15 protein-coding genes and 1 tRNA gene are annotated in these 19,653 nt (G+C 68.9%); 9 read left to right on the forward strand and 7 right to left on the reverse strand.

What is annotated here, in order from left to right; translation table 11 throughout:
- Nucleotides 1-9: 9 nt before the first annotated feature.
- Nucleotides 10-198: a helix-turn-helix domain-containing protein gene (locus ABIH81_RS04800; protein ID WP_151010809.1), complete on the forward strand. Its 189-nt coding sequence runs from the start codon at nucleotides 10-12 to the stop codon at nucleotides 196-198.
- Entirely contained in the window at nucleotides 195-1,658 is a 1,464-nt protein-coding gene (locus ABIH81_RS04805; protein WP_349879193.1) for a tyrosine-type recombinase/integrase, read from the forward strand. The genes ABIH81_RS04800 and ABIH81_RS04805 overlap by 4 nt, the downstream gene beginning before the upstream one ends.
- 134 nt (nucleotides 1,659-1,792) lie before the next feature.
- On the opposite strand, the gene ABIH81_RS04810 is transcribed toward ABIH81_RS04805, so the two are convergent.
- Both ABIH81_RS04810 and ABIH81_RS04815 read right to left on the reverse strand, forming a co-directional pair.
- Nucleotides 1,793-1,865, reverse strand: a tRNA-Arg gene (locus ABIH81_RS04810).
- A 195-nt stretch (nucleotides 1,866-2,060) separates the two neighbouring features.
- Complete coding sequence (locus tag ABIH81_RS04815; RefSeq protein ID WP_349879194.1) at nucleotides 2,061-3,251, reverse strand: IS110 family transposase; 1,191 nt, start codon at nucleotides 3,249-3,251, stop codon at nucleotides 2,061-2,063.
- Between the two features lie 542 nt (nucleotides 3,252-3,793).
- Here ABIH81_RS04815 and ABIH81_RS04820 point away from each other — a divergent pair.
- The gene (locus ABIH81_RS04820; protein ID WP_349879195.1) at nucleotides 3,794-4,354 is read left to right on the forward strand and encodes a hypothetical protein; all 561 of its coding nucleotides are present in this window, start codon (nucleotides 3,794-3,796) and stop codon (nucleotides 4,352-4,354) included.
- Between the two features lie 34 nt (nucleotides 4,355-4,388).
- Here the strand turns inward: ABIH81_RS04820 and ABIH81_RS04825 are convergent, their stop codons facing one another.
- Both ABIH81_RS04825 and ABIH81_RS04830 read right to left on the reverse strand, forming a co-directional pair.
- Nucleotides 4,389-5,240, reverse strand: a complete 852-nt coding sequence (locus ABIH81_RS04825) for a hypothetical protein (RefSeq protein ID WP_349879196.1) — start codon at nucleotides 5,238-5,240, stop codon at nucleotides 4,389-4,391.
- Between the two features lie 58 nt (nucleotides 5,241-5,298).
- Entirely contained in the window at nucleotides 5,299-5,817 is a 519-nt protein-coding gene (locus ABIH81_RS04830; protein WP_349879197.1) for an RNA polymerase sigma factor, read from the reverse strand.
- A 559-nt stretch (nucleotides 5,818-6,376) separates the two neighbouring features.
- On the opposite strand from ABIH81_RS04830, the gene ABIH81_RS04835 reads away from it, so the two are divergent.
- The 4 genes from ABIH81_RS04835 (at nucleotide 6,377) to ABIH81_RS04850 (ending at nucleotide 11,462) form a co-directional block, all read left to right on the forward strand.
- Nucleotides 6,377-6,763, forward strand: coding sequence for a peptidase inhibitor family I36 protein (locus ABIH81_RS04835; protein WP_349879198.1), 387 nt, complete (start codon nucleotides 6,377-6,379; stop codon nucleotides 6,761-6,763).
- A gap of 208 nt (nucleotides 6,764-6,971) precedes the next feature.
- A complete protein-coding gene (locus tag ABIH81_RS04840; protein ID WP_349879199.1) occupies nucleotides 6,972-7,553 on the forward strand; it encodes an ATP-binding cassette domain-containing protein in 582 nt (193 codons plus the stop codon).
- Between the two features lie 5 nt (nucleotides 7,554-7,558).
- Nucleotides 7,559-9,823, forward strand: coding sequence for a hypothetical protein (locus tag ABIH81_RS04845; RefSeq protein WP_349879200.1), 2,265 nt, complete (start codon nucleotides 7,559-7,561; stop codon nucleotides 9,821-9,823).
- Between the two features lie 325 nt (nucleotides 9,824-10,148).
- The gene (locus tag ABIH81_RS04850; protein ID WP_349879201.1) at nucleotides 10,149-11,462 is read left to right on the forward strand and encodes a reverse transcriptase family protein; all 1,314 of its coding nucleotides are present in this window, start codon (nucleotides 10,149-10,151) and stop codon (nucleotides 11,460-11,462) included.
- Nucleotides 11,463-11,574: 112 nt separating this feature from the next.
- Here ABIH81_RS04850 and ABIH81_RS04855 read toward each other — a convergent pair whose 3' ends face one another.
- The 3 genes from ABIH81_RS04855 to ABIH81_RS04865 form a co-directional block, all read right to left on the reverse strand.
- Nucleotides 11,575-12,780: an IS110 family transposase gene (locus ABIH81_RS04855; RefSeq protein WP_349879202.1), complete on the reverse strand. Its 1,206-nt coding sequence runs from the start codon at nucleotides 12,778-12,780 to the stop codon at nucleotides 11,575-11,577.
- Nucleotides 12,781-13,423: 643 nt separating this feature from the next.
- Nucleotides 13,424-14,206, reverse strand: a complete 783-nt coding sequence (locus tag ABIH81_RS04860; RefSeq protein ID WP_349879203.1) for a transposase family protein — start codon at nucleotides 14,204-14,206, stop codon at nucleotides 13,424-13,426.
- A gap of 400 nt (nucleotides 14,207-14,606) precedes the next feature.
- Nucleotides 14,607-15,674, reverse strand: coding sequence for a hypothetical protein (locus ABIH81_RS04865; RefSeq protein WP_349879204.1), 1,068 nt, complete (start codon nucleotides 15,672-15,674; stop codon nucleotides 14,607-14,609).
- Nucleotides 15,675-16,031: 357 nt separating this feature from the next.
- Between ABIH81_RS04865 and ABIH81_RS04870 the strand changes: the two genes are divergently transcribed.
- Nucleotides 16,032-17,828, forward strand: a complete 1,797-nt coding sequence (locus ABIH81_RS04870) for an ABC transporter ATP-binding protein (protein ID WP_349879205.1) — start codon at nucleotides 16,032-16,034, stop codon at nucleotides 17,826-17,828.
- The gene (locus ABIH81_RS04875; RefSeq protein ID WP_349879206.1) at nucleotides 17,809-19,617 is read left to right on the forward strand and encodes an ABC transporter ATP-binding protein; all 1,809 of its coding nucleotides are present in this window, start codon (nucleotides 17,809-17,811) and stop codon (nucleotides 19,615-19,617) included. Before ABIH81_RS04870 ends, ABIH81_RS04875 begins: the two co-directional genes overlap by 20 nt.
- Nucleotides 19,618-19,653 lie beyond the last annotated feature (36 nt).

Consider the following 19,653-nt stretch of genomic DNA (forward strand, 5'->3'; position numbering starts at 1 on the left):
GACCCGACCGTGGATGACGACCTGATGACCGTTCCGGAGGTGCTCGCCGCGCTCAACAACGTGTCCCGCCGGACGTTCTACCGGTGGCGTGAACTCGGCATAGCCCCGGCCTGCATCCGGCTTCCCAACGGAGAGCTTCGGATTGCGAGGAAAGACCTCCGGATCTGGCTGGAGCAGCGGCGCGAGGTGGCGGCGTGAAGTCCCATCGCGTCCGCGTCTGGGCGCTCAAACCGAACGCCGGAGGTGTCGGGTCGAAGAAAGCCAAGCGGTCGTACACCGTCCGGTGGGTGGTGGCTGGCCGCGAGAAGTCCCGCACGTTCGTCACCCGGGCCTTGGCCGACAGTTTCCGCGCCAGCCTGATGCAGGCAGCCAACCAGGGCGAGGCGTTCGACACAGAAACCGGGCTACCGGACTCGCTGACGGAATCCCCGGCGGCTACGACCTGGCTGGACTTCGCCAAGAAATACGTCGACATGAAGTGGGCGGGCGCTGCCGCCAAATCCCGCGACAGCATGACCGAAGCGCTCGCCGCCGTCACAGCGGCACTCGTCAGGGACGCCACCGGCCGGCCGCCAGTCGAGCTGCTTCGCCAAGCCCTGCGCAACCACGTGCTGCCGCCGCCAGCTCGTGGCCTGGACATGCCACCGGACATCGCCGACGCGGTGCGCTGGCTGCGCCACGCTTCCGTGCCGCTGCCTGATCTCCGGGAGGCGGGGACCGTTCGGAGTGCGCTCGACGTCCTGGTGGTGAAGCTCGACGGCAAGCCGGCCGCCGCGACCACCGCACGTCGAAAGCGGTCGGTGTTCTACAACGCGCTTCAGTACGCCGTCGAGATGGAAGAGTTGGAGTTCAACCCGATCGACAAGCTTCGGGTGCGGTCACAGCGGAAGAAGATTGCCGAGGTCGTCGATCGCCGGGTGGTCGTCAACCAGCGCCAGGCCCTGGAACTGCTGATCGCTGTCACCTACGTCGGTCAGCGGGGGCGGAAGGCAAAGCGTGGTGAGCGCCTGGTGGCGTTCTTCGCCTGCCTGTACTTCGCCGCGCTCCGTCCGGCAGAGGCGTTGGCGCTGCGTGAGCAGGACTGCGACCTCCCCGAGAAGGGATGGGGTCGGCTGACGCTGGCCAAGAGTCGACCCCAGGCGGGCAAGCGGTGGACCGACAGCGGCGAGGTTCATGACGATCGAGGGCTGAAGCACCGCGCCGAGGATGAGCCGCGTAGCGTGCCCGTCCCGCCCGCGCTCGTAGCGATCCTGCATGCGCACATCGAGCGGTTCGGGGTCGCCAAGGACGGCCGGCTGTTCCAGAGCGAGCGGGGCAACGTGGTTGCGGCCTCGACGTACTCCCGCGTCTGGGATGAGGCGCGTCGACTGGCGTTGACACCACGCCAGGTTGACTCTCCGCTCGCTGGTCGCCCATACGACCTGCGGCACGCTGCCGTGTCGCTGTGGCTCAACGCTGGTGTGCCAGCGACCGAGGTAGCCGACCGGGCCGGGCACTCCGTGGACGTACTGCTGAAGGTCTACGCCAAGTGCATCGACGGCGCGGAGGCCACCGTCAACGACAGGATCTCTGAGGCTCTGACCGGCGTGACGTGGGCCCGTATGATCGCCGTCGTTCCGGATCTTTCCCCGATCACGTCGGCTGACCTGGGCAGATGACTTCAAGGTCATTCCGCACCTGTTCCGCGACCTACGACAAACGGCGGCTTCCGGTGACCTACGACTGCACACCTGTTCTAATTGAACGACGTGCGTATTGCCAGCTCAGGCGGCGTTTCTGCTGTGTATCGAGGTGCCCCCGGCAGGATTCGAACCTGCGACACACGGTTTAGGAAACCGATGCTCTATCCCCTGAGCTACGAGGGCGCGAGGGCCTAGTCTAGCGACCTGGGGGTTCACCTGGGGTGGCAGGGAGTGGCCCGCGTTCACCCACGTCACCCGGACCGCCGTTCTCCCAGCCCAGGAGCACACCCGGAGTCTCGATGTGACTCCGGTTGATCTTGGCGGGCACGGTGGAGTGGCCGGCGGGATCACGGTCTCGCCGACGGGGAGCAGTCTGGTTCAGGCAGCCGCGCGGATCGCTGGTGCCGGTCGGATGAAGGTTTTGCGGTCGCGGATGAGTGCCCAGAGAACGTCGACACGTCGTCGCGCGAGGGCAAGTATGGCTTGGCGGTGGTTCTTGCCTTCGGCGCGTTTCTTTTCGTAGTAGGAGCGCGATGTGGGGCATTCTCGAGCAGCGGTGAATGCGGCCATCCAGAGAATGTGCCGCAACCTGCGGTGGTAGCGGCGGGGCTGCCGATGGTTGCCGGAAACCGTACCGGAGTCGCGAGAGACGGGTGCCAGGCCGGCGTGGGCGGCGAGTTTCGCGGGGCTGTCGTACTCGGTCATGCCGGCGGTGTGCACCAGTAGTTCCGCGGTGAGCAGGGGCCCCATGCCGGGCATGCTTTCGATGATCGGTGCGAGGGGGTGCTGGTCGAGGTGTTCGGCGATGAGGTCGTCGACGGCGGCGATGCGTTGTTCGAGGGCGAGGATTTCGGTGGCCATCTGCCCGACGACCACGGCGGCGGCGCGTTGGCCGGGCAGGGTGACGGTTTGCTGTCGGGCGGCGGCGACCATCGCTTCGGCGACCTGGATGGCGTTCTTGACGTGGCCGCGGCGGAGCAGGGCGGTGATCCGGTCGATGCCGGCGTGTCGGATCGCGGCCGGGGTCTGCCAGCAGGCGAGGACCATCATGGGCGCCTTCCGGTTGAGGTCGACCGCGCGTTCCAGGGCGGGGCTGATCCCGGTGAGGAGTTCCTGCAAGCGGAACAGGGTGGCGACGCGTTGCCCGACGAGGTCGGCGCGGTAGCTGGTGAGGACGGTGAGTTCGGCGAGGAGCCGGTCGGAGGGTTCCAGGATCGGAATGTCGGGGCGCAGGCGGATGGTCTGGGCGATGACCACGGCGTCGCGGGCGTCGGTCTTGTTCTCTCCGGCGAAGGCGGCGGCCATGTGGAAGGCGACGGTGCCGGAGACGTAGCGGACCTGGGCCTGTCGGCGCCACAGCAGGGTCAGCAGCAGCGCCGACAGCCCGGTGGTGACATCGACCGCCCAGCAGACCGGGCGGCCGTGCGTCGAGACCTCGGCCATGACGGTGAGCAGGGCGGTCTCGTCGTTGGCTACTCGGCGGGAGTAGACGAGCCGGCCGTCGCCGTCGATGGCGGCGACATGGTGGTGGGTCTTGCCGATGTCCACGCCGATCCACAGCTTCGCCACCCTCGCGCCTCTCCTTCATCCGATCGGGACTTCTGTCGGGCCGTCGTCTGTGGGTTCGGATTTGCCGGCACCTTCTACGAATGCGAACGCAGGTCGCGGATCTCCATCAGCGGTCTACCGAATCTCGCAGACGACGAAGCGGCGGGTGGCATCTCCTACCGTGAGCCAAGCGATCTCGACGAAACACACGCAGCCATACCCACCCCTCCCGGGCATCAGGGTCGACGGCCACCAGGGCCACGCCCGTTCAACCAGCCCGCCCGCGAGGCGGGAAAGTGGGTGGGCACCTCGAGGCTCAGCCACGATCACGGCGGAACACACACAGCCATCCCCACTCCCGACCCTGCGGGCGCGGCAACCTCGATCCTGCCGCCGTCACCGGCCGGCACCTCGGACACGATGTGCGGGACCCACGCCGCGTGCTCCACCGAGCGCGGGGCAGGCGTACGGCACGGTGGCCCAGGACGGCTGGTAGCCGGCCGCCGTTTCGCGACCGGCCTGATTCCTACGCCAACCACCGGGGCAGCGGCTTGAATAGCGGTGTGCAGGTCAACAAGGACGGGCGGGACTGGCGCATCGGCACCGCCGACGACGTCGGCTGGATCGCGGGTCACACCACTGCCGGGGTCTCGGTCACCACCGCCATCCCGCCGGCGTTCGACGCCTACGCCACCACCTACCAGGCCGACGACGCCACCGCCGCCGCCTACGAGCACGCCCTGGTCGAGCACCTCACCACGCACACTCGGGACCAACCGTGGTGGCTGGCGTACCTCGACACCGGCGCCCACGACGTCGTCTTCCCCCACGCCCCGAGAGTGTTCCTCTACTGGAACTGGCCGTATGTGCTGGTCCAGGCCGGCCCCGAGCAAGCCCTCACCTGGCGCACCGGCGGTCACATGCGCCACGGCCGCGGAGCGCTACCCGACCTGTTCTTTCCCGCCGACCGGTCATGGCTGGTCTCCGCGCTCTGGGACGACACCTGGACCTGCGTCGGCGGCCCCGCACCACTGATCCACGCCCTTCAACGCGACCCCGTGGCCAATGCCCGCGAGGTCCAACCCGACGAGGACGCGCTACCACCGGGGCTGGTCCGCGAGTGACGACCCACGTCCCGGGGCAGCAGCCACCCTCCGATCATGGCTGACGCCCCCACTTCTCGGCAGGACGGCAGCCGCTGGTCGGCTTGCCGTAGATCCGCTTCCCGTTCGGGCCCACGTAGCAGTGCTCGAGTTGGTCCTCGGCCTGGAACAGCGGGCGCCTGTCGATCTCCACATTCTTGGCGTCGTAGCTGACCAGTTCAGGGGCGTTGCCGGCCTTGAGTCTGGCGTCGCTGGTCATCAGGCCGAACGCGCCTCCGGAGAGCCGGGCCGCGGTGGCGTGGCCGTCACCGTGGTCGAGCACGAGCCGGTGGACGCGCCCGCTGATCCGGCCGCTGACGCTGACGTCCCCACCGTCGGACTCGGTGGAGGTCAGCAACAGCCGCTGCACCGGACCGGGCAGCCAGGCACCGTGCGGCCACGGCTCGGTGACGCCTCCACCGGACTCCCGGCCCGTGCCCGCCCACTCCACGTCACAGGTGGCGTAGCCGACGTCGTTCATGAACAACACCAACGCGCGGTCACCCCGCTCCATGGCCACCGCCAAGTCGGCCAGGGACACCGGGACGGGTTGCTCACTCGGATTCTGCCGGGCCTGCCGTTGCGGGGAGTTCCACCGCAGGCACCGCTCGGCCGCATCCCGCAGCATCGGCGAAAACTCACCCGATCCCATGGCCAACACCTGCACGGCCGATCGGTCCGGCCGGTCCCACACCACCGCCGCGGCACCGGACGCCACGGCCAGCAGCACCACCCCCGCCACGGCGGCTCGCAGTCGTGCCGTACGAGCCGGGCGCGGGCGCACAGAACCAACGATCCGAGCCCGCATCGCGTGCGCCGCCTCCGGCGGCAGGTCCCGCTCCGCGGGCAGGTCGAGAATGTCGTTCACCGCGTCCCCTCCTGAATCTCCTCGGGCAACAGCCGCGCCAGGCGGCTGCGCGCCCGACTCACTCGGACCGCACCGCCACCTCGCTGATGCCCAACACCGCTGCCGCGTCCGGGTACGACACGCCGGACCACAGGCACAACGCCACCGCCTCCCGCTCGGCCGACGGCAACCGGCGGACCACAGCGAGGACCTCGGACATCCGCCGCTCGTCGTCCAGCCGCGCGGAAACCTCCTCGGCGAGGTCACCATCGGCGTACCGCTCCGCCGGCAGGCGCCGGAGCAGCGCCAGCCACCGGCGCGCCGACCGCCACTCGGAACGGACCGCATTGGTGGCGACGACCAGCAGCCACGGCAACGCCGAGCCGTCCACCAGCCGGACGTCGTGACGACGGCGCCACGCGACGAGGAACGTCGCCTGCGTGACGTCCTCGGCCGTCGACCACGACCCGGTCAACCGGAACGCGTGGTTGTAGACCGGACGGGAGTACCGGTCAAAGAGCCGACCGAACGCCAACTCGTCACCGGCGGCGATCGAGGTCCACAGCTCCTCGTCCGACGGCCGTATTTGATGCCTCACACCACACTATGGCCGCCCACGCCGACTCTGTTGCAGATCGGCCACCCATAGCCGAAGCCGGATTTGAGGGCCGGCCACGTCGCCGTGTGACGCGAATCGGCGTGGTGTCAGGGTTCCGGACACCAGGTTGTGGCATCCGCGCGGCACCGAGCAGACGCGCGGTGAGGTGAGGCGCGTGGATCCCGACGTGGGCCATGCGCACGCAACAAGCACACTGCAACCGGCCGATTACAAAGGGTTGCATCGATGGATGTGATCTGTGAGACTCATGGACGTCGGCACCGCGACATCCACGGGGGATACGTTGAGCAGACGTTGCCGCATTCATCGGCCTGATTCAGTTGCGACTTTTGAAGTACCGCCCAGGCCGGCATGTGAGCGTCAGTATCCGTGTTTAGGTGTGCCACAGAATCTTCACTCGGATCGAGGGCACCTCACCTTTCAGCCTGCCGAACGTTGACTGCAGCAGCGTTTGGTCGGCCATGAGGCGCGAGCAAATAAGTTTCCGTCGAAGGTGGATGCGGGCAAAGCCCGTGTCCACCACAGCAGAAGGAGCGACATGTCGCACCGTGTCAAGCGGCTCTTGGCCGCCACCTCCACGGGAATCCTCCTCGGTGTGGCCGGGTTCGCGGTTCCGGCGTACGCCGCAGGAACCTGTTCCAGCGGCCGGATCTGCATGTGGGAAGACTTCGGATACACCGGCAGCAAGTACGTGGACTACGTCCCGGGCACCATCTCGAATGACCGGTATGAGATCAACGGATTCAACGGGGACAACGAGATCAGCTCGGTCATCAACAACACCAGCAAGTGCGCGGTCCTGTACGACAACGACGGTTTCTCGGGCACCCGGATCACCATCTCGAAGAACACGTCCGTGAGCAACCTGCGCACGTTCGCGAACTTCGACAACGAGGCGGAGAGCTTCGCTCTGGTGAGCTGCTAACCCGCAGCAGGACGAGCGGCCGTCTGTCGGCGGCCGCTCGTTCGGCGATTCATACCCGCATGCGACAACGGAAGGGCTATAAGGTTCATCTATGAAGCTGTCTCGTACGACGTTTCCCGGTCTCGCTGGCTGTCGAGGCGTCCGGCTCCGCTTCGGCCGGACCGTCGCGCTCGATGACGTCTCGTTCGCCGTCGAGCCGGGTGAGGCGGTGGCGATCACCGGGCCCTCCGGATGCGGCAAGACATCACTGCTGCATGTGCTGTCGGGCCTGCTGCGTCCCGACGCGGGCGAGGTGTACTTCGGGTCGCGGGAGCTGTCAGGCGAGTCGGACGCGGCGTGCAGCCGCCTTCGATTGACCTCGTTCGGGTTCGTGTTGCAGTTCGGTGATCTGGTGCCCGAGTTGACGCTCGGCGAGAACGTGGAGCTGCCGCTGCGGATGACCGGGGTACGGGCAGCGGTGGCTCGCCGACGGGCGTTGGATCTGCTGGAGGAATTGGGTATCGGGGATCTGGCGTCGCGGCAGGCGGGCGCGGTGTCGGGTGGGCAGGCGCAGCGGGCCGCGGTGGCTCGTGCGCTGGTGCACGAGCCGCAGGTGGTTTTCGCCGACGAGCCGACTGGCGCGCTGGACTCCACCAGCGGCGAGGCGGTCCTGGACTGCTTGTTCGCCGCAGCGAGGCAGCGGCGTGCCGCCGTGGTCGTGGTGACGCACGCCGCGGAGGTGGCGCAGCGAGCGGACCGGGTGGTGCGCATGCGCGATGGCCGCGTGCTGGAAGCGGTGGCTGCGCGATGAGGGCCGTGCGCCGGTATCTGCCGTGGATGTGGTTGGGATTGCGGCTGACGGTGCGCGGTGGCCGCCGGGCCCTGGTGCGCACGGTGCTGCTCGGTGCCGGCGCAGCGGTCGGCATCGTGCTGGTCCTCGGCGCGCTCGCGGTGCCGACGGTGGTGGACGCACAGGACCTGCGGGTCATCTCCCGGACCCCGGTGACGCAGCCCGGCGCAGGTCAGGGGTTGCGGGTCTTGGCGATCGATGACGCGGTGGCCGGTCGCCTGCTACGTCGGGTGAATGTCAGTGGGGCGAGCGCTGCTGCTCCTGTTCCGCCCGGGGTCGGTCAGTTGCCGGCCGCCGGCGAGGTGGTGGTTTCCCCGGCGCTGCGTGAACTCATCGCCGCCAACCCGCACGCGCGGCAGCGTTTCCCGCAGCGGGTGGTCGGCACGATCGGCGCTGCGGGCCTGACCGCGCCGGACGAGCTGATCGCGTACGTGGGTGTGGACGCGGCTCGAATGCCGGCGGACGCCGCGCCGGTGGTGGGCTTCGGCGATCCCGATGCCAACCGGCGGTTGGCGGTGCAGCGAGGCACCTCTGACCTGGAGCGACTGCTCACTCCTGGGCGGGTGGTCGCGTTCGCGTTCGCGTTTTTCCTCCTCGCGCCGCTGGCGGTGCTGCTGTCCACCGCTGCCGGGTTGTCAGCCTCCGCGCGGGAGCAGCGGCTGGCCGCGCTCCGGCTACTCGGGGCGTCCGCGCGACAGGCACAGGCTGTCAATGCGGTCGAGACCGGTGTTGCCGCCACCCTCGGCGTCGTACTCGGTTATGCGGCGTTCCCGCTGCTACGGGCCGTCAGCGCCGACTGGTCGTTGGGCCGTTTCCGCTGGTACGCCACGGACGTGCACGTCGGCGCTGGTCGAGCCGCCACCGCCGGAGCGATGATCGTGGTGTTCGCGGTCATGGTGGCCGTGGCAGGGGCAACGCCCGCTGTTCTGCGCCCGGTGGCCACCCGCCGTAGGACCGCGGCCTCGGCACCTCGCATGTGGCGGCTGCTCGCCTTCATCGCATCGGTCACGGCACTGCTGGCTGCGATGTGGCTCGGTGACACGACGATGCCAGCACTGGCGTTGCTCGCCGCCGGGATGCTGGGCGTGGCGCTCACCTTGCCGCTGGTTCTGCCGGCGCTGCTCACCCGCCTCTGGGCACCACTGCTGCGGTGGACCGCCCGACCGGTGTGGGTGACCCTCGCGGCACGTCGCGTCCTGCAGGCGCCTGACCTGGCGTCGCGTCTGGTCGGCGCGCTGATGGTCGCTCTGTTCATCGGTGGCGTGGGCACCATCGGCACTGCCGCCTATCAGGCGGCGAACACCGCCCGGCAGGTGTCCGACACCGGGTGGTTGCCGCAGACGATCCTGACCGGTGACCAAGCCCTCGCCAGCAAGTTGACCCCCGTCGTCGGCGCCGGCAACATCGCCTACTACGAGAACCTCAGCGGCATCGCCACCGTCGCCGGGCAGCAGCAACAGGTTTCGGTCGTACGGGGCAGTTGCGCCAGCCTCGCCGTGCTGTTCGACAGCACCTGGACCTGCACACCGGGTAAGGCGTACCGGGCGAAGTGGTCCGACCAGCTACCGCCCGGGGCCTCCCTGAGGCCAGCCGACGACGGAGATGCCGCGGTCACGGCCTTCACGATTCCTGCCGACACCGCCCCGCTGAACACCTCACCGTTCGGGCAAGGCACCGACATCGTCGTCGCAGAGACGCCCCGGCAGGGGACCATCGTCGCGAAGGTCACCGCCGACCAGGGCAAGCTCGAGGACTGGTACGCCGTCACCGCCGCCCTCGCCCCCACCGCAGTGGTGCAGGGATACCGCGAGATCCCGACCGGCTTCGACGCCGGCGCCGTCATCGTCCTCGTCACCGCCGGGCTGCTCATCACTGCCGCCATGGGCTTCATCGCCTTCGCCATGTCCACCGTTGACCGCAGGATCGCCACCCGCCGCGCGAACGTCCCCCTCGCGGTGATCGGCGCGCCCCGGCGAACCCTCGCGGCCGCGGACGTCACCGAGTCAGTCAGTGGTCTGATCCTCGGTCAACTCGTCACTGCCGCGTCCGTCATTCTGACCGCCGCGACGGCAGCAGCGGTACTGCGCACCGCGAGCTTCGCCGACCTGCTCGACACCATCAGGCCCATGCTCACTCTTGCCGCCGCCGGGGTCGTCCTCGGCACCCTGATCACCGTCCTGGCCACCACGTCCGCCGGCCGCCCCACCCCCGCGCTCTTGCGCCACGAATAGCAATCGCACACCGATCAGGAGACCGTCATGGTTGAGGCCGCGCCGTTCATCGGGCGCGACCTCTCTCATCGGAAATCCTCGCCGCGCCACACGCATCGCGGACACCGATGACGGTCTCCGTTCTCTACGCTGCCCCCATGGCAGCGTGTCCCGAGCTGACCAGGCCGCTCCCCCACGTGGGGTCCGGTCACGGTCTCTCCGGGGCAACCCCGGGGACGCGACACTCACCTCGGCACCACACCACAGGTGCGTCGGCACGCTCCGCGAGCCTGTGCACCCGCACGACCGGGCATCGTCGGGACACGCTGCCACCACCGGCCCAGTCGTGACCACCAATCACGCCCTCACCATCGCGCTCGCCGACGCGTTCCTCGCCGGCAAGGGCTGGCACCGCGGCGATCTCGTCGACCAGGGCGGGCTCGTCCTCGGCGTGCGACGCCGCTGGCTGTGGCCCGTCGCCGACGCGGTGCTGGCCGCCTACCCACGCCCACCTACCGACCGGCCACGCGAGCTCGCCGGGTTCCTGAGCACCCTCGACCCGCTACGCGCGGCAGTCGCCGCCGCCCGCCAGCACCAGCAGCCGATCCTCATCCGCGCTCGGCAGGTGACGCCGACCCGCACCGTCCGCCGCCCCTGGCACACCCCGGCCATCGACACCGTCAGCGACCTGGCCGCGATGCTCGACCTGAGCATCGAGCACCTCGACTGGTACGCCGACCGACGCGCCATGAACCGCCGCGCCACCACCCACCGGCTGCACCACTACCACTACCGCTGGACCGAGGGCGGCCGCCTGATCGAGGCACCGAAGTCCCGGCTGCGCGCCCTGCAACGCCGGCTCCTCACCGAAATCCTCGGCCCCATCCCCGTCCACCCCGCCGCCCACGGCTTCGTCCCCGGCCGCTCCGCCCACACCTTCGCCGCCGCCCACACCGCGCAGCCAGTCGTCGTCCGGATCGACCTGCTCGCCTTCTTCACCCACATCCCCGCCACCCGCGTCCACGGCCTGTTCCGCACCGCCGGCTACCCCGAACCCGTCGCCCACACCCTCACCGGACTCTGCACCACCCGCACCCCGAACCCCGTCCTGCGCCGCGCACCCGCCGACCTACCGCAGCGGGCGGCGCGGCTCGCCGCGCTGCGTGCTGGGCACCTGCCCCAAGGCGCGCCGACCTCGCCCGCGCTGGCGAACCTGTGTGCCTACCGACTCGACCGACGCCTCACCGGCCTCGCCGACGCCTTCGAGATCACCTACACCCGGTACGCCGACGACCTCGCCTTCTCCGGCGACCTCACCTCCCGACGCGTCGCCGACCTGATCGCCGCCGTCACCCACATCGCCCGCGACGAGGGCTTCCGAGTCCACACAGGGAAGACCCGCGTCCGTGGGCGCGCCGACCGGCAACTCCTCGCGGGACTCGTCGTCAACCGCCAACCCGCCACACCACGCGACGAATACGACCAGCTCCGCGCCATCCTCCACAACGCCGCCCGCACCGGCCTCGCCGCGCAGAACCGGACCGGCCACCCCGACTTCGCCCAATACCTCATCGGACGAGTTACCTGGGTCAGCCATCACCACCCGGCACGCGCAGCCAAACTCGCCACGCTGCTGGCCCACGCACTCGCGGCACCGTAAACTGACGCGGCGCGACAACTTCGCCGGATCTTGGCGAGGACGCGTCGAGCCGACCGAAGCAGGGCCGAGCAGGACTTACGTCTGTTCTGCTGATCTTCAGCAAGCGGAGTCTCTACGCGAGTTCGCACGTCGCCACCTCTGCTGATCTTGGGTGTTTGGGCTGGTAGGGGGTCTTGTCGCGGAGGCAGGCCCAGAGGACGTTGAGGCGTTGTCTGGACAGGGCGGCGGTGGCTTGGCGGTGGGTCTTTCCCTCGGCTCTCTTCTTGTCGTAGTAGGCGCGGGATCGTGGGCAGTGGGTCAGGGCGGTGAAGCTGGACATGCTGAACACCCGACGTAGACCACGGTGGTAGCGGTGGGGCCGGACCTGGTGGCCCTGCCTGCGTCCGGAGTCGCGGGAGATCGGTGCGAGGCCCGCGTGGGCGGCGAGTGCCGCGGGGCTGGGGTAGGTGGTGAGGGTGCCGGCGTGGGCGAGGAACTCGGCGGCGAGGGTGGTGCCGATGCCGGGCAGGCTGGTGACGATCTCTCCCAGCTCGTGCTCGGCGACGATGCCGGCGATGGTTTCCTCGATGGCGGTGATCCGGTCGTTGACCGCTTCCAGGTCGGTGGCCATCTGCGCCACGATCCTGGCCGCGGTGGCCTCTCCGGCGACGGCGACGGTCTGCGTCCGCGCAGCGGTGAGGACTTTGGCGGTGAGTGCCTTGGCGGCCCGGACGCCGTGCTGGCGCAGGTAGGCCAGGACGCGGGCTTCGCCGGCGCGGCGTAGCCCGGCGGGTGTCTGCCACTGCGCGAGGAGCCGGAGCGCGCCCTTGCTGCGCAGGTTCAGCGTCTTCTCCAGGGCGGGGCTGATCATGGCCAGGAGGTCCTGGATGCGGGCGGTGATGCGGACCCGGTCGGCGACTAGGTCGAGGCGGCGGGAGACGAGCAGCTTCAACTGCTGCTGCACCCCGTCCGCGAGGGTGAGGGTCGATAGATCGCTGCGCATGCGCAGGGTCTGGGCGATGACGTAGGCGTCGTGGGCGTCGGTCTTGCGTTCGCCGTGGAACGCCTCCGCCATCCGCGAGGTGACCGTGCCGCTGACGTAGCGCACGTCCGCGCCGCGGTCGACCAGGACCGCCAGCAGCAGTGAGGCGGGTCCGCCTCGGAGGTCGACGGCCCAGCGGATCGGCTTGCGGCGTTTGCCGAGCCGTCCGGCGATGCCGGAGATGGCCTGCTGGTCGTTGGGGATCTTCTCGGACATCACTACGGTGCCGTCGTCGTCGACGACGCACACGTGGTGGTGGGTCTTGCCGACGTCGACGCCGGCCCACAGGCTGCCCATCGGGCATCACCCTCTTCGCTCGTGCTGGTCAAGGGGCGTGGACCCGCCGCGGTTCAGTAGTCACAACTTCGGAAAGGGCGATCGGTCGCAAGTCTCCATCCAGTGCTGATACAGCGGTCATCAGCGAGGGCCGGGGCGTCCTACTCCAAGCTGGCCATGACATCGGCAGCACACACCCAGACAGTCACCCGACCCTCCGGGTCCTAGGGGATAACGTTCGGGTTGGATGCATGGTTCCGGTTAACCGGTGACAAGACCGGGGCCGCACCGGTCGTCGCCACCCAGGCTCCGCCGCAGGCAACGGGTCGGCCTCCCGCCGCATCGTCGGCTTGACCGTCGCCGATCCTTTCCGCACCGATCTCGTCGACGACGCCCTGAGCGACGCCTCGTGCAGCGCCGGCCGGCACCGAGGCCCATGTCTCAATGCGACCGCGGCGGTCAGCACGATAAGGCCCAGCACGCCCATCCCACCAAGCGTCACAAGATCCGACTATCGGTCGGCCGACGGGGACAGTGCTGGGACAGTGCTGTGACTGTTGCCGAATCGCTCTCCATCACGATCAAGACCGAGCTGCTGCACTGGCAGTCCTGGCCTACCCGCACCGCCACCCGCCGGACGATCTTCGAATACATAGAGCCATTTTCATCCTGCGTAGCAGTCGGCTTCGACGCGGTGCAGGACGAGGATGGCCTGCACGATCGCGGTCGCTCGGTGTGGGCAGCAGCGCAGCTTGGTCAGGATTTTCCAGGTCTTGAGTGTGGCGATCGCGCGTTCGCCACGGGCGCGGATCTTCGCGTGGGCCCGGTTGACGGCCTTCTGCCGGCGTGACAGCTTCGGCCGGAAGCGGCGCCGCTTGAACGGGGTGCGCACGCTGCCGCTGGCGCCTTGATATCCCTTGTCCGCGAAGGTCATCACGTCGGCGCTGGTCAGGGCGTCGATGATGCCGTGGGTGCGGGCGGCGGTCAGATCATGCGTCGAGCCGGGCAGCGCGGCCGAGGCCCAGACGAGACGCCCGGCCGCGTCGGCGATGACCTGCACGTTCACTCCGTGACGCTTGTGCTTCCCGGAGTAGTACGGCTTCTGGTTGGCGACCCGGTCGATCGGGATCAGGGTGCCGTCGAGGATTGCGTAGGCGAGCAGCCGGATCCTGGTCATGGCCGTGGCCAGGTCGTCGGTGGTCGCGGCGAGGAGGTCGATGGCCTCGCGGACATAACGCCAGGCCGTCGTGACGCCGATCTCGAATCCGGCGGCCAGGCGGGTCAGGGTGTCGCCATTGCGCAGGTGGGCCAGGGCGAGCAGGGCTTGCCGGCCGGGGTCGAGGCGTCGCCACCGGGACCGTCGCTGCTGGCGGCGGGTTCGGATGAGGGCAGCGAGGTGGTTCAGGCTGGCGGTGGACAACGGAATCGCGGCAGGGTAAGACAGCACAGCGAGGCTCCCGGTTGGGGCATCTGATCTTGGTCGATTGCTGTCTTACCGGGAGCCTCGTCCTACATGGACACCGGCCTCCCGCACCGCCCGTGACCTGCACCGTCACGATGAAAATGGCTCATAGAGAGCTGGTACAACACCCGCCGGCGGTACTCCAGCCTCGGCTACCTCAGCCCTGCCGCGTACAAAACCGCCGCAAATGCCACAGATGGTCATCAAAGTTAACTCGAGGTCGATCCTGAACCCTGCCCGTCGAAGCGGGTCAAGACCAGTGGCGAGTGCGACCGATCCGGTCGGGGGCGAACCACGACTGGGGCAACCCGCCTCGCCTGGCAAGCACGAAGGAGACGGCGTCGCGCGCGAGGCCGTCAGCCTGCGCCCGACACGAAGTTCCGATTCACCGGCCTCCGATCCGGGCTCGTGCCCGCTCCGGCGCCGGGCCTCCGTCAGGGAGCCGGGCCAGCAGGGTTCGCAGCATCGCCTCCTCCGCCGACCGGATCCGGTCCAGCATCCCCACCGCGTTGTCCAGGAAATCCTGGCGTTCGCCGCGAATGTGGTTACGGATCATCGCGTTGCGCAGCGCGAAGGACATCGACTCGATGCGCTCGGCGGCGGCCTCTAGGTCGGGCAGGGGACGGCTGACCTCACCGATGCGCCGGACCCGCGCGGTCATCAACCGCTTGTGCTCCCACAGCACGTGCAGGTGACGGATGTCGTAGGGGTTCTGCCCTGTCGCGTACGACCGGAGATAGTTCTCGAGGAGGGTGTAGCACTCGAGCCCGTATGCGCAGTCACGTGGCCGCCGGAGTGCCTCGAAGTGACGCGAGGTGTCCCAGGACCGCAGGTACTCGTCGATCGTCCGGCGGATGAGTTCCAGGTTCAGTTCGTAGGTGATGGGCTGGTAGCCGAAGTCGGGCTGGTTCCTGAGCCGGTAGAACAGGACGGGCGCGTTCTCCATGTCCGGGCCGTCGAGCCGGGCGTACGCCTTGGCAAATTCGGCGCCACCCACCGATGTCGACCGGAAATGCATGCGCTGATCGAAGCCGAGCACCGTGAACGAGTCGGTCGAATGATCGAAGCCGTGCACGAGAATGTCGTGCGGGAAATGCTCGATCCCGGACGACTCGCGATTGGGGATGTGATATTCATCCACGATGGTGTAGGCGTAGTAGCCCTTGGTGAGCCCTTCGCGAATGACGTCGCACATCGTCGACGACGAGTACCAGCGGCGAGTCCCCCGCACAACCTCCAGCCACGGGGAGATGGCGTAGTCGTACAGGTAGAACGAGAAGGGAACGTCGCATTCCTGGCCCCGTCGGTCGAACTCGACCTGGATAAAGTTGCTGAGCACCCAATCGGCCGTACGGGAGTCGGCCGCCTGGATGGCGAGCGGAAAAGCGTAGAACTGATATCCGAAGGCGAGCGGATCCCCGACCGGAAGATAAATCGCCGTATCGTCCCCCATGCGTCACCCTTCGCGTCCCAATAGATTCCCCGTACGTCTTGTACGGCCGACGTCAGGAACGAAGACGCCGACCGATACGAGCCTAGACAACGGAGGCGGCTGACACCAGACCATGACCGACACTGCTGGATAATCGCGAAGCGCGTTTGACAGCCATGATCAGCCATGATATTTTAATTCATCGCAGCGCCGTTATTTCTGCAGTGATCCGCGCTGCAGTCCCGCAGATGTGACTGATGCCGTTAGTGCTGCATTTCGCCAGGTGCCGCGACCGCAAGTCGGGCCATCGCAAACGATCGTCGCACACCACAGCCAGCCCGCGGGCGGGAACGCCTGGCGGCAAGGAGGGGCCGCATCGTGAAGAAAGCCATACGGGGGCGGGACGAATGGGCCCTCGCCCGAGCCGTCTTCAAGGCCAGCCCGGTGCTGGCCGTCTCGTGGTGGGCGGTGATCATCCTCCGTGGCGCCCTGCCGGGTCTCTTCGCCGTTGCCGTCGGCGCGCTCGTGGCCGCAGTGCAGCGGGGTGGCCAGGTCAGCGTGGTGCTGGTCGGGGTCGGCGCGCTGTTCGTCCTCATGCAGGCGATCGCGCCGGTGCAGACCCAGGTGGGCGCCAACCTCGGCGACCGGCTGACGGCGTCACTCAACGACGAGTTGCTCCAGGCCACCACCGGGCCGGCCGGCCTGGCTCATCTGGAGTCGCCCGAGCTGACCGATGACCTCACGATGGCGCGCGATTTCGAACTGGGGCAAACTGGCCCGCCGATGTCCCTGGCCATGGGCTTCATCGCCGGCGGCCTGGCACTGCTGGTCGCGGGTGTCGGTCAGCTAGTCGTTCTCGCGGCATACCGGTGGTGGGCGCCGCTCCTGGTGGGCGGCGCCTGGGGCGCCACCCACTGGCTGCTCCGCCGTTCCACTGCCTGGGACCGCACGACGGGTGAGGTGCGCGAGGCGCAGAGGGTGGCGGAGTACTCCTACCGCCTGGCCATGGACGTACCGGCGGCCAAGGAGGTCCGGCTCTTCGGGCTCACCGACTGGATCGTGACGCGCTTCCGGGATGCCCGCCGGCACCTAGTCGAGGTGCGCTGGCGGGACACGAGGATTCGCCCTGGTCAGCTGGTTGCGGCGATCGGCCTGCTGCTGGTTGCGAATGCCGCCTTCTTCGTCGCCTTGGCCAGGGATGCCGCCGCTGGCGCGGTCGGCCTAGGGGCGGTGGTGACGTTCGCCCAGGCCGGCATCGGTGCCAGCGCATTGGCGTTCGGCGGCCTGAACTGGGCACTGCCCCATGCCGCGGCGGGGGCGGCCGCAGTGTCCCGGCTCCGGCCGGCGATGGTGGAGGCGGGGCGGCTGCCCGACGGTGACCGGCCGGCGACGGGGATGCCGGCGACGGGGATCCGCCTGCGGAACGTCGGTTTCGCGTACGCGTCCGACGGCCGCCCCGTGCTGGACGGCCTCGACCTGTTCATACCGGCCGGCTCCTCGATCGCAGTCGTGGGTGCGAACGGCGCCGGTAAGACCACCCTCATGAAGCTGCTCTGCCGGCTCTACGATCCCACCGAGGGCGCCGTCGAGGTGGACGGCGTGGACCTGCGCGAACTGGACCTGACCTCCTGGCGTGGCCGGATCACCGCGATCTTCCAGGACTACATCCGCTACGAACTGCCGCTGCGCGACAACGTCGCCCCGGTTGGCGACGCGGACGACCCAGCGGTCCGCGATGCCCTGGGGCGGGCCGGCGCCGACGGGATCGCCGGCCTGGACACCGTGCTCGCGGCCGGCTACGACGGCGGCGTCGACCTGTCCGGCGGCCAGTGGCAGCGCGTGGCGCTCGCCCGGCTGCTGAAGGCGGTGGGTGACGGCGCCGGCCTGGTGATCCTCGACGAACCGACGGCGCAGCTCGATGTACGGGGTGAGGCTGAGATCTTCGAACACCTGCTCGCCTCGACCCGGGGATGCACCACGGTGCTGATCTCGCACCGGTTCTCGACGGTCCGGCATGCCGACCTGATCTGCGTGCTCGACGACGGCCGGGTGGCCGAACTGGGCGACCACGACACGCTGATGGCGGCCGGCGGCCGGTACCGCACGATGTTCGACCTGCAGGCGTCTCGCTTCGAGTCGGTCGGGGAGGAGTCTGATGAGCGCGTCCACTCCTGAGTTGCCGTCGTCGTTCACGGCGGTGTGGCGCGCACTGCGCCTGGGATACCGAGCGGAACCGCTGCTGCTGGTGGTCAGCGCCGGCACCACCGTGGCCGCGGCCGTGCCGGATGCCCTGTTCGCCCTCGGCTTCGCCGAACTGACGAAGGCCGTGCTCGCGGGCGGGGAACGGAACATCATGACGGTCGGGCTGCTGCTGGCCGCCCTGGCCGCGGGAAGTTGGCTGCTCAACGTCGCGAGCGAGCGGGTCAACCTGGTCTTCGCCGAGCGCGCGGCCGTCGAGATCGAGTCGTACGTCGCCCGCCTTCAGTCCTCGGTGGTCACCGTCGAACACCAGGAACGTCCGGACTACGTCGACCTGCTGTGGGTTCTGCGCGAGCACGGTGGCGCACTGAGTCAGCTCTACCGGTCACTGTTCGTGACCGTCGGTGCGGTGATCCGCCTGGTGCTGACCGTGGGCCTGCTGATCTCGGTAAGCCCGGTTCTGGGCCTGCTCGTGGTCTTCGCGGTTCCGACCGTTCTGGTCTCGGTCCGCCGCGCCGCCGCCGAGACCCACGCCGAACAGGCAGGTGCCCCCGACCGGCGGCTGGCTAGGCACTGGTTCGTGCTGGGGTCGACCGCTTCTCCCGGCAAAGAGATACGGGTGACCCGGATGGCGGAGCGGCTGCGGCAGGGGTGGTGGCAGGCATGGTGGCGGGCCTACCGGCCGCTGGCTCGGGCCCGCTGGATCAGCACCTGGTTCCAGGTCGGCGCCTGGGCGCTCTTCGGCGCGGCCTTCGTGGGCAGCGTCGCCTACGCCGCGTACGACGACGGGACGCCCGCGACACGTGCGGCCTCCGTCACGCTCGTCCTGGCCGCCGGTAGCCGGCTCTCGCAGTACGTGGGTGACACCGTCACCGAGTCGCACTACTTCCGCAGCATCTGGTTGGATGCCTCGCGCCGCCTGACCTGGCTGGAAAACTTCGCCGTCTCCCGAGCCGCCAGCCGTAACCTGCCGGTGCCCGGCCGACTGCGCGGGGGCATCCGGCTCGAAGGGGTGACGTTCTGTTACCCCGGCACAAAGAAACCGGTGTTGGAGGAGGTGACCGTCGACCTCTCTGCCGGTAGCGTCGTCGCGATCGTCGGCGAGAACGGCGCCGGCAAGACCACCCTGGTCAAGCTGCTGTGCCGGCTCTACGACCCGACCTCGGGTCGCATCACCGTGGACGGTGTGGATCTGGTTGATCTGCCCGCCACCGGTTGGAGGGAGCGCATCGCCGGGGCGTTCCAGGATTTCGTCCGGTTCGAGCTACGCGCCGGTCGCACGATCGGACTCGGTGACGTCGGCCGCATCGAAGAGCGGCCCGCCCTCGAACGGGCGGTGGAGCGGGCGGGCGCCGGAGACGTGGTGCGGCAGCTCCGTGACGGCTTCGACACTCAGCTGGGCAGTACCTGGACGGACGGCACCGAGCTCTCCTTCGGTCAGTGGCAAAAGCTGGCGCTGGCGCGTGGTTTCATGCGGGACGATCCGCTGCTGCTCATCCTGGACGAGCCCACCGCGGCCTTGGACGCCGAGACCGAACACGAACTCTTCGAGCGATACGCCGCCGCAGCCCGGGCCCCCGGCGGGCGGGACTCCGGCCGGATCACCGTGTTGGTGTCACACCGCTTCTCGACGGTGCGGATGGCGGATCTGATCATCGTCCTCGACGGCTCGCGGATGCTCGAGGCCGGCTCCCACGACGAACTGATCGCCCTAGGCGGCAAGTACGCTGAGCTCTATCGGATCCAGGAGGCGTCCTACCGATGAGCGTCACGGTCGACGTCGTGACGGCCGTCCGCCCGT

The organism is Micromonospora sp. HUAS YX12 (assembly GCF_040215685.1).
GTDB lineage: Bacteria > Actinomycetota > Actinomycetes > Mycobacteriales > Micromonosporaceae > Micromonospora > Micromonospora tulbaghiae.

Bases quoted from the DNA above. Each gene is read 5' to 3' on its own strand.
- ABIH81_RS04835 (WP_349879198.1), top strand. From the start codon at position 6,377: ATGTCGCACCGTGTCAAGCGGCTCTTGGCCGCCACCTCCACGGGAATC.
- ABIH81_RS04855 (WP_349879202.1), bottom strand. From the start codon at position 12,780: ATGGGCAGCCTGTGGGCCGGCGTCGACGTCGGCAAGACCCACCACCAC.
- ABIH81_RS04865 (WP_349879204.1), bottom strand. From the start codon at position 15,674: ATGGGGGACGATACGGCGATTTATCTTCCGGTCGGGGATCCGCTCGCC.
- ABIH81_RS04875 (WP_349879206.1), top strand. From the start codon at position 17,809: ATGAGCGCGTCCACTCCTGAGTTGCCGTCGTCGTTCACGGCGGTGTGG.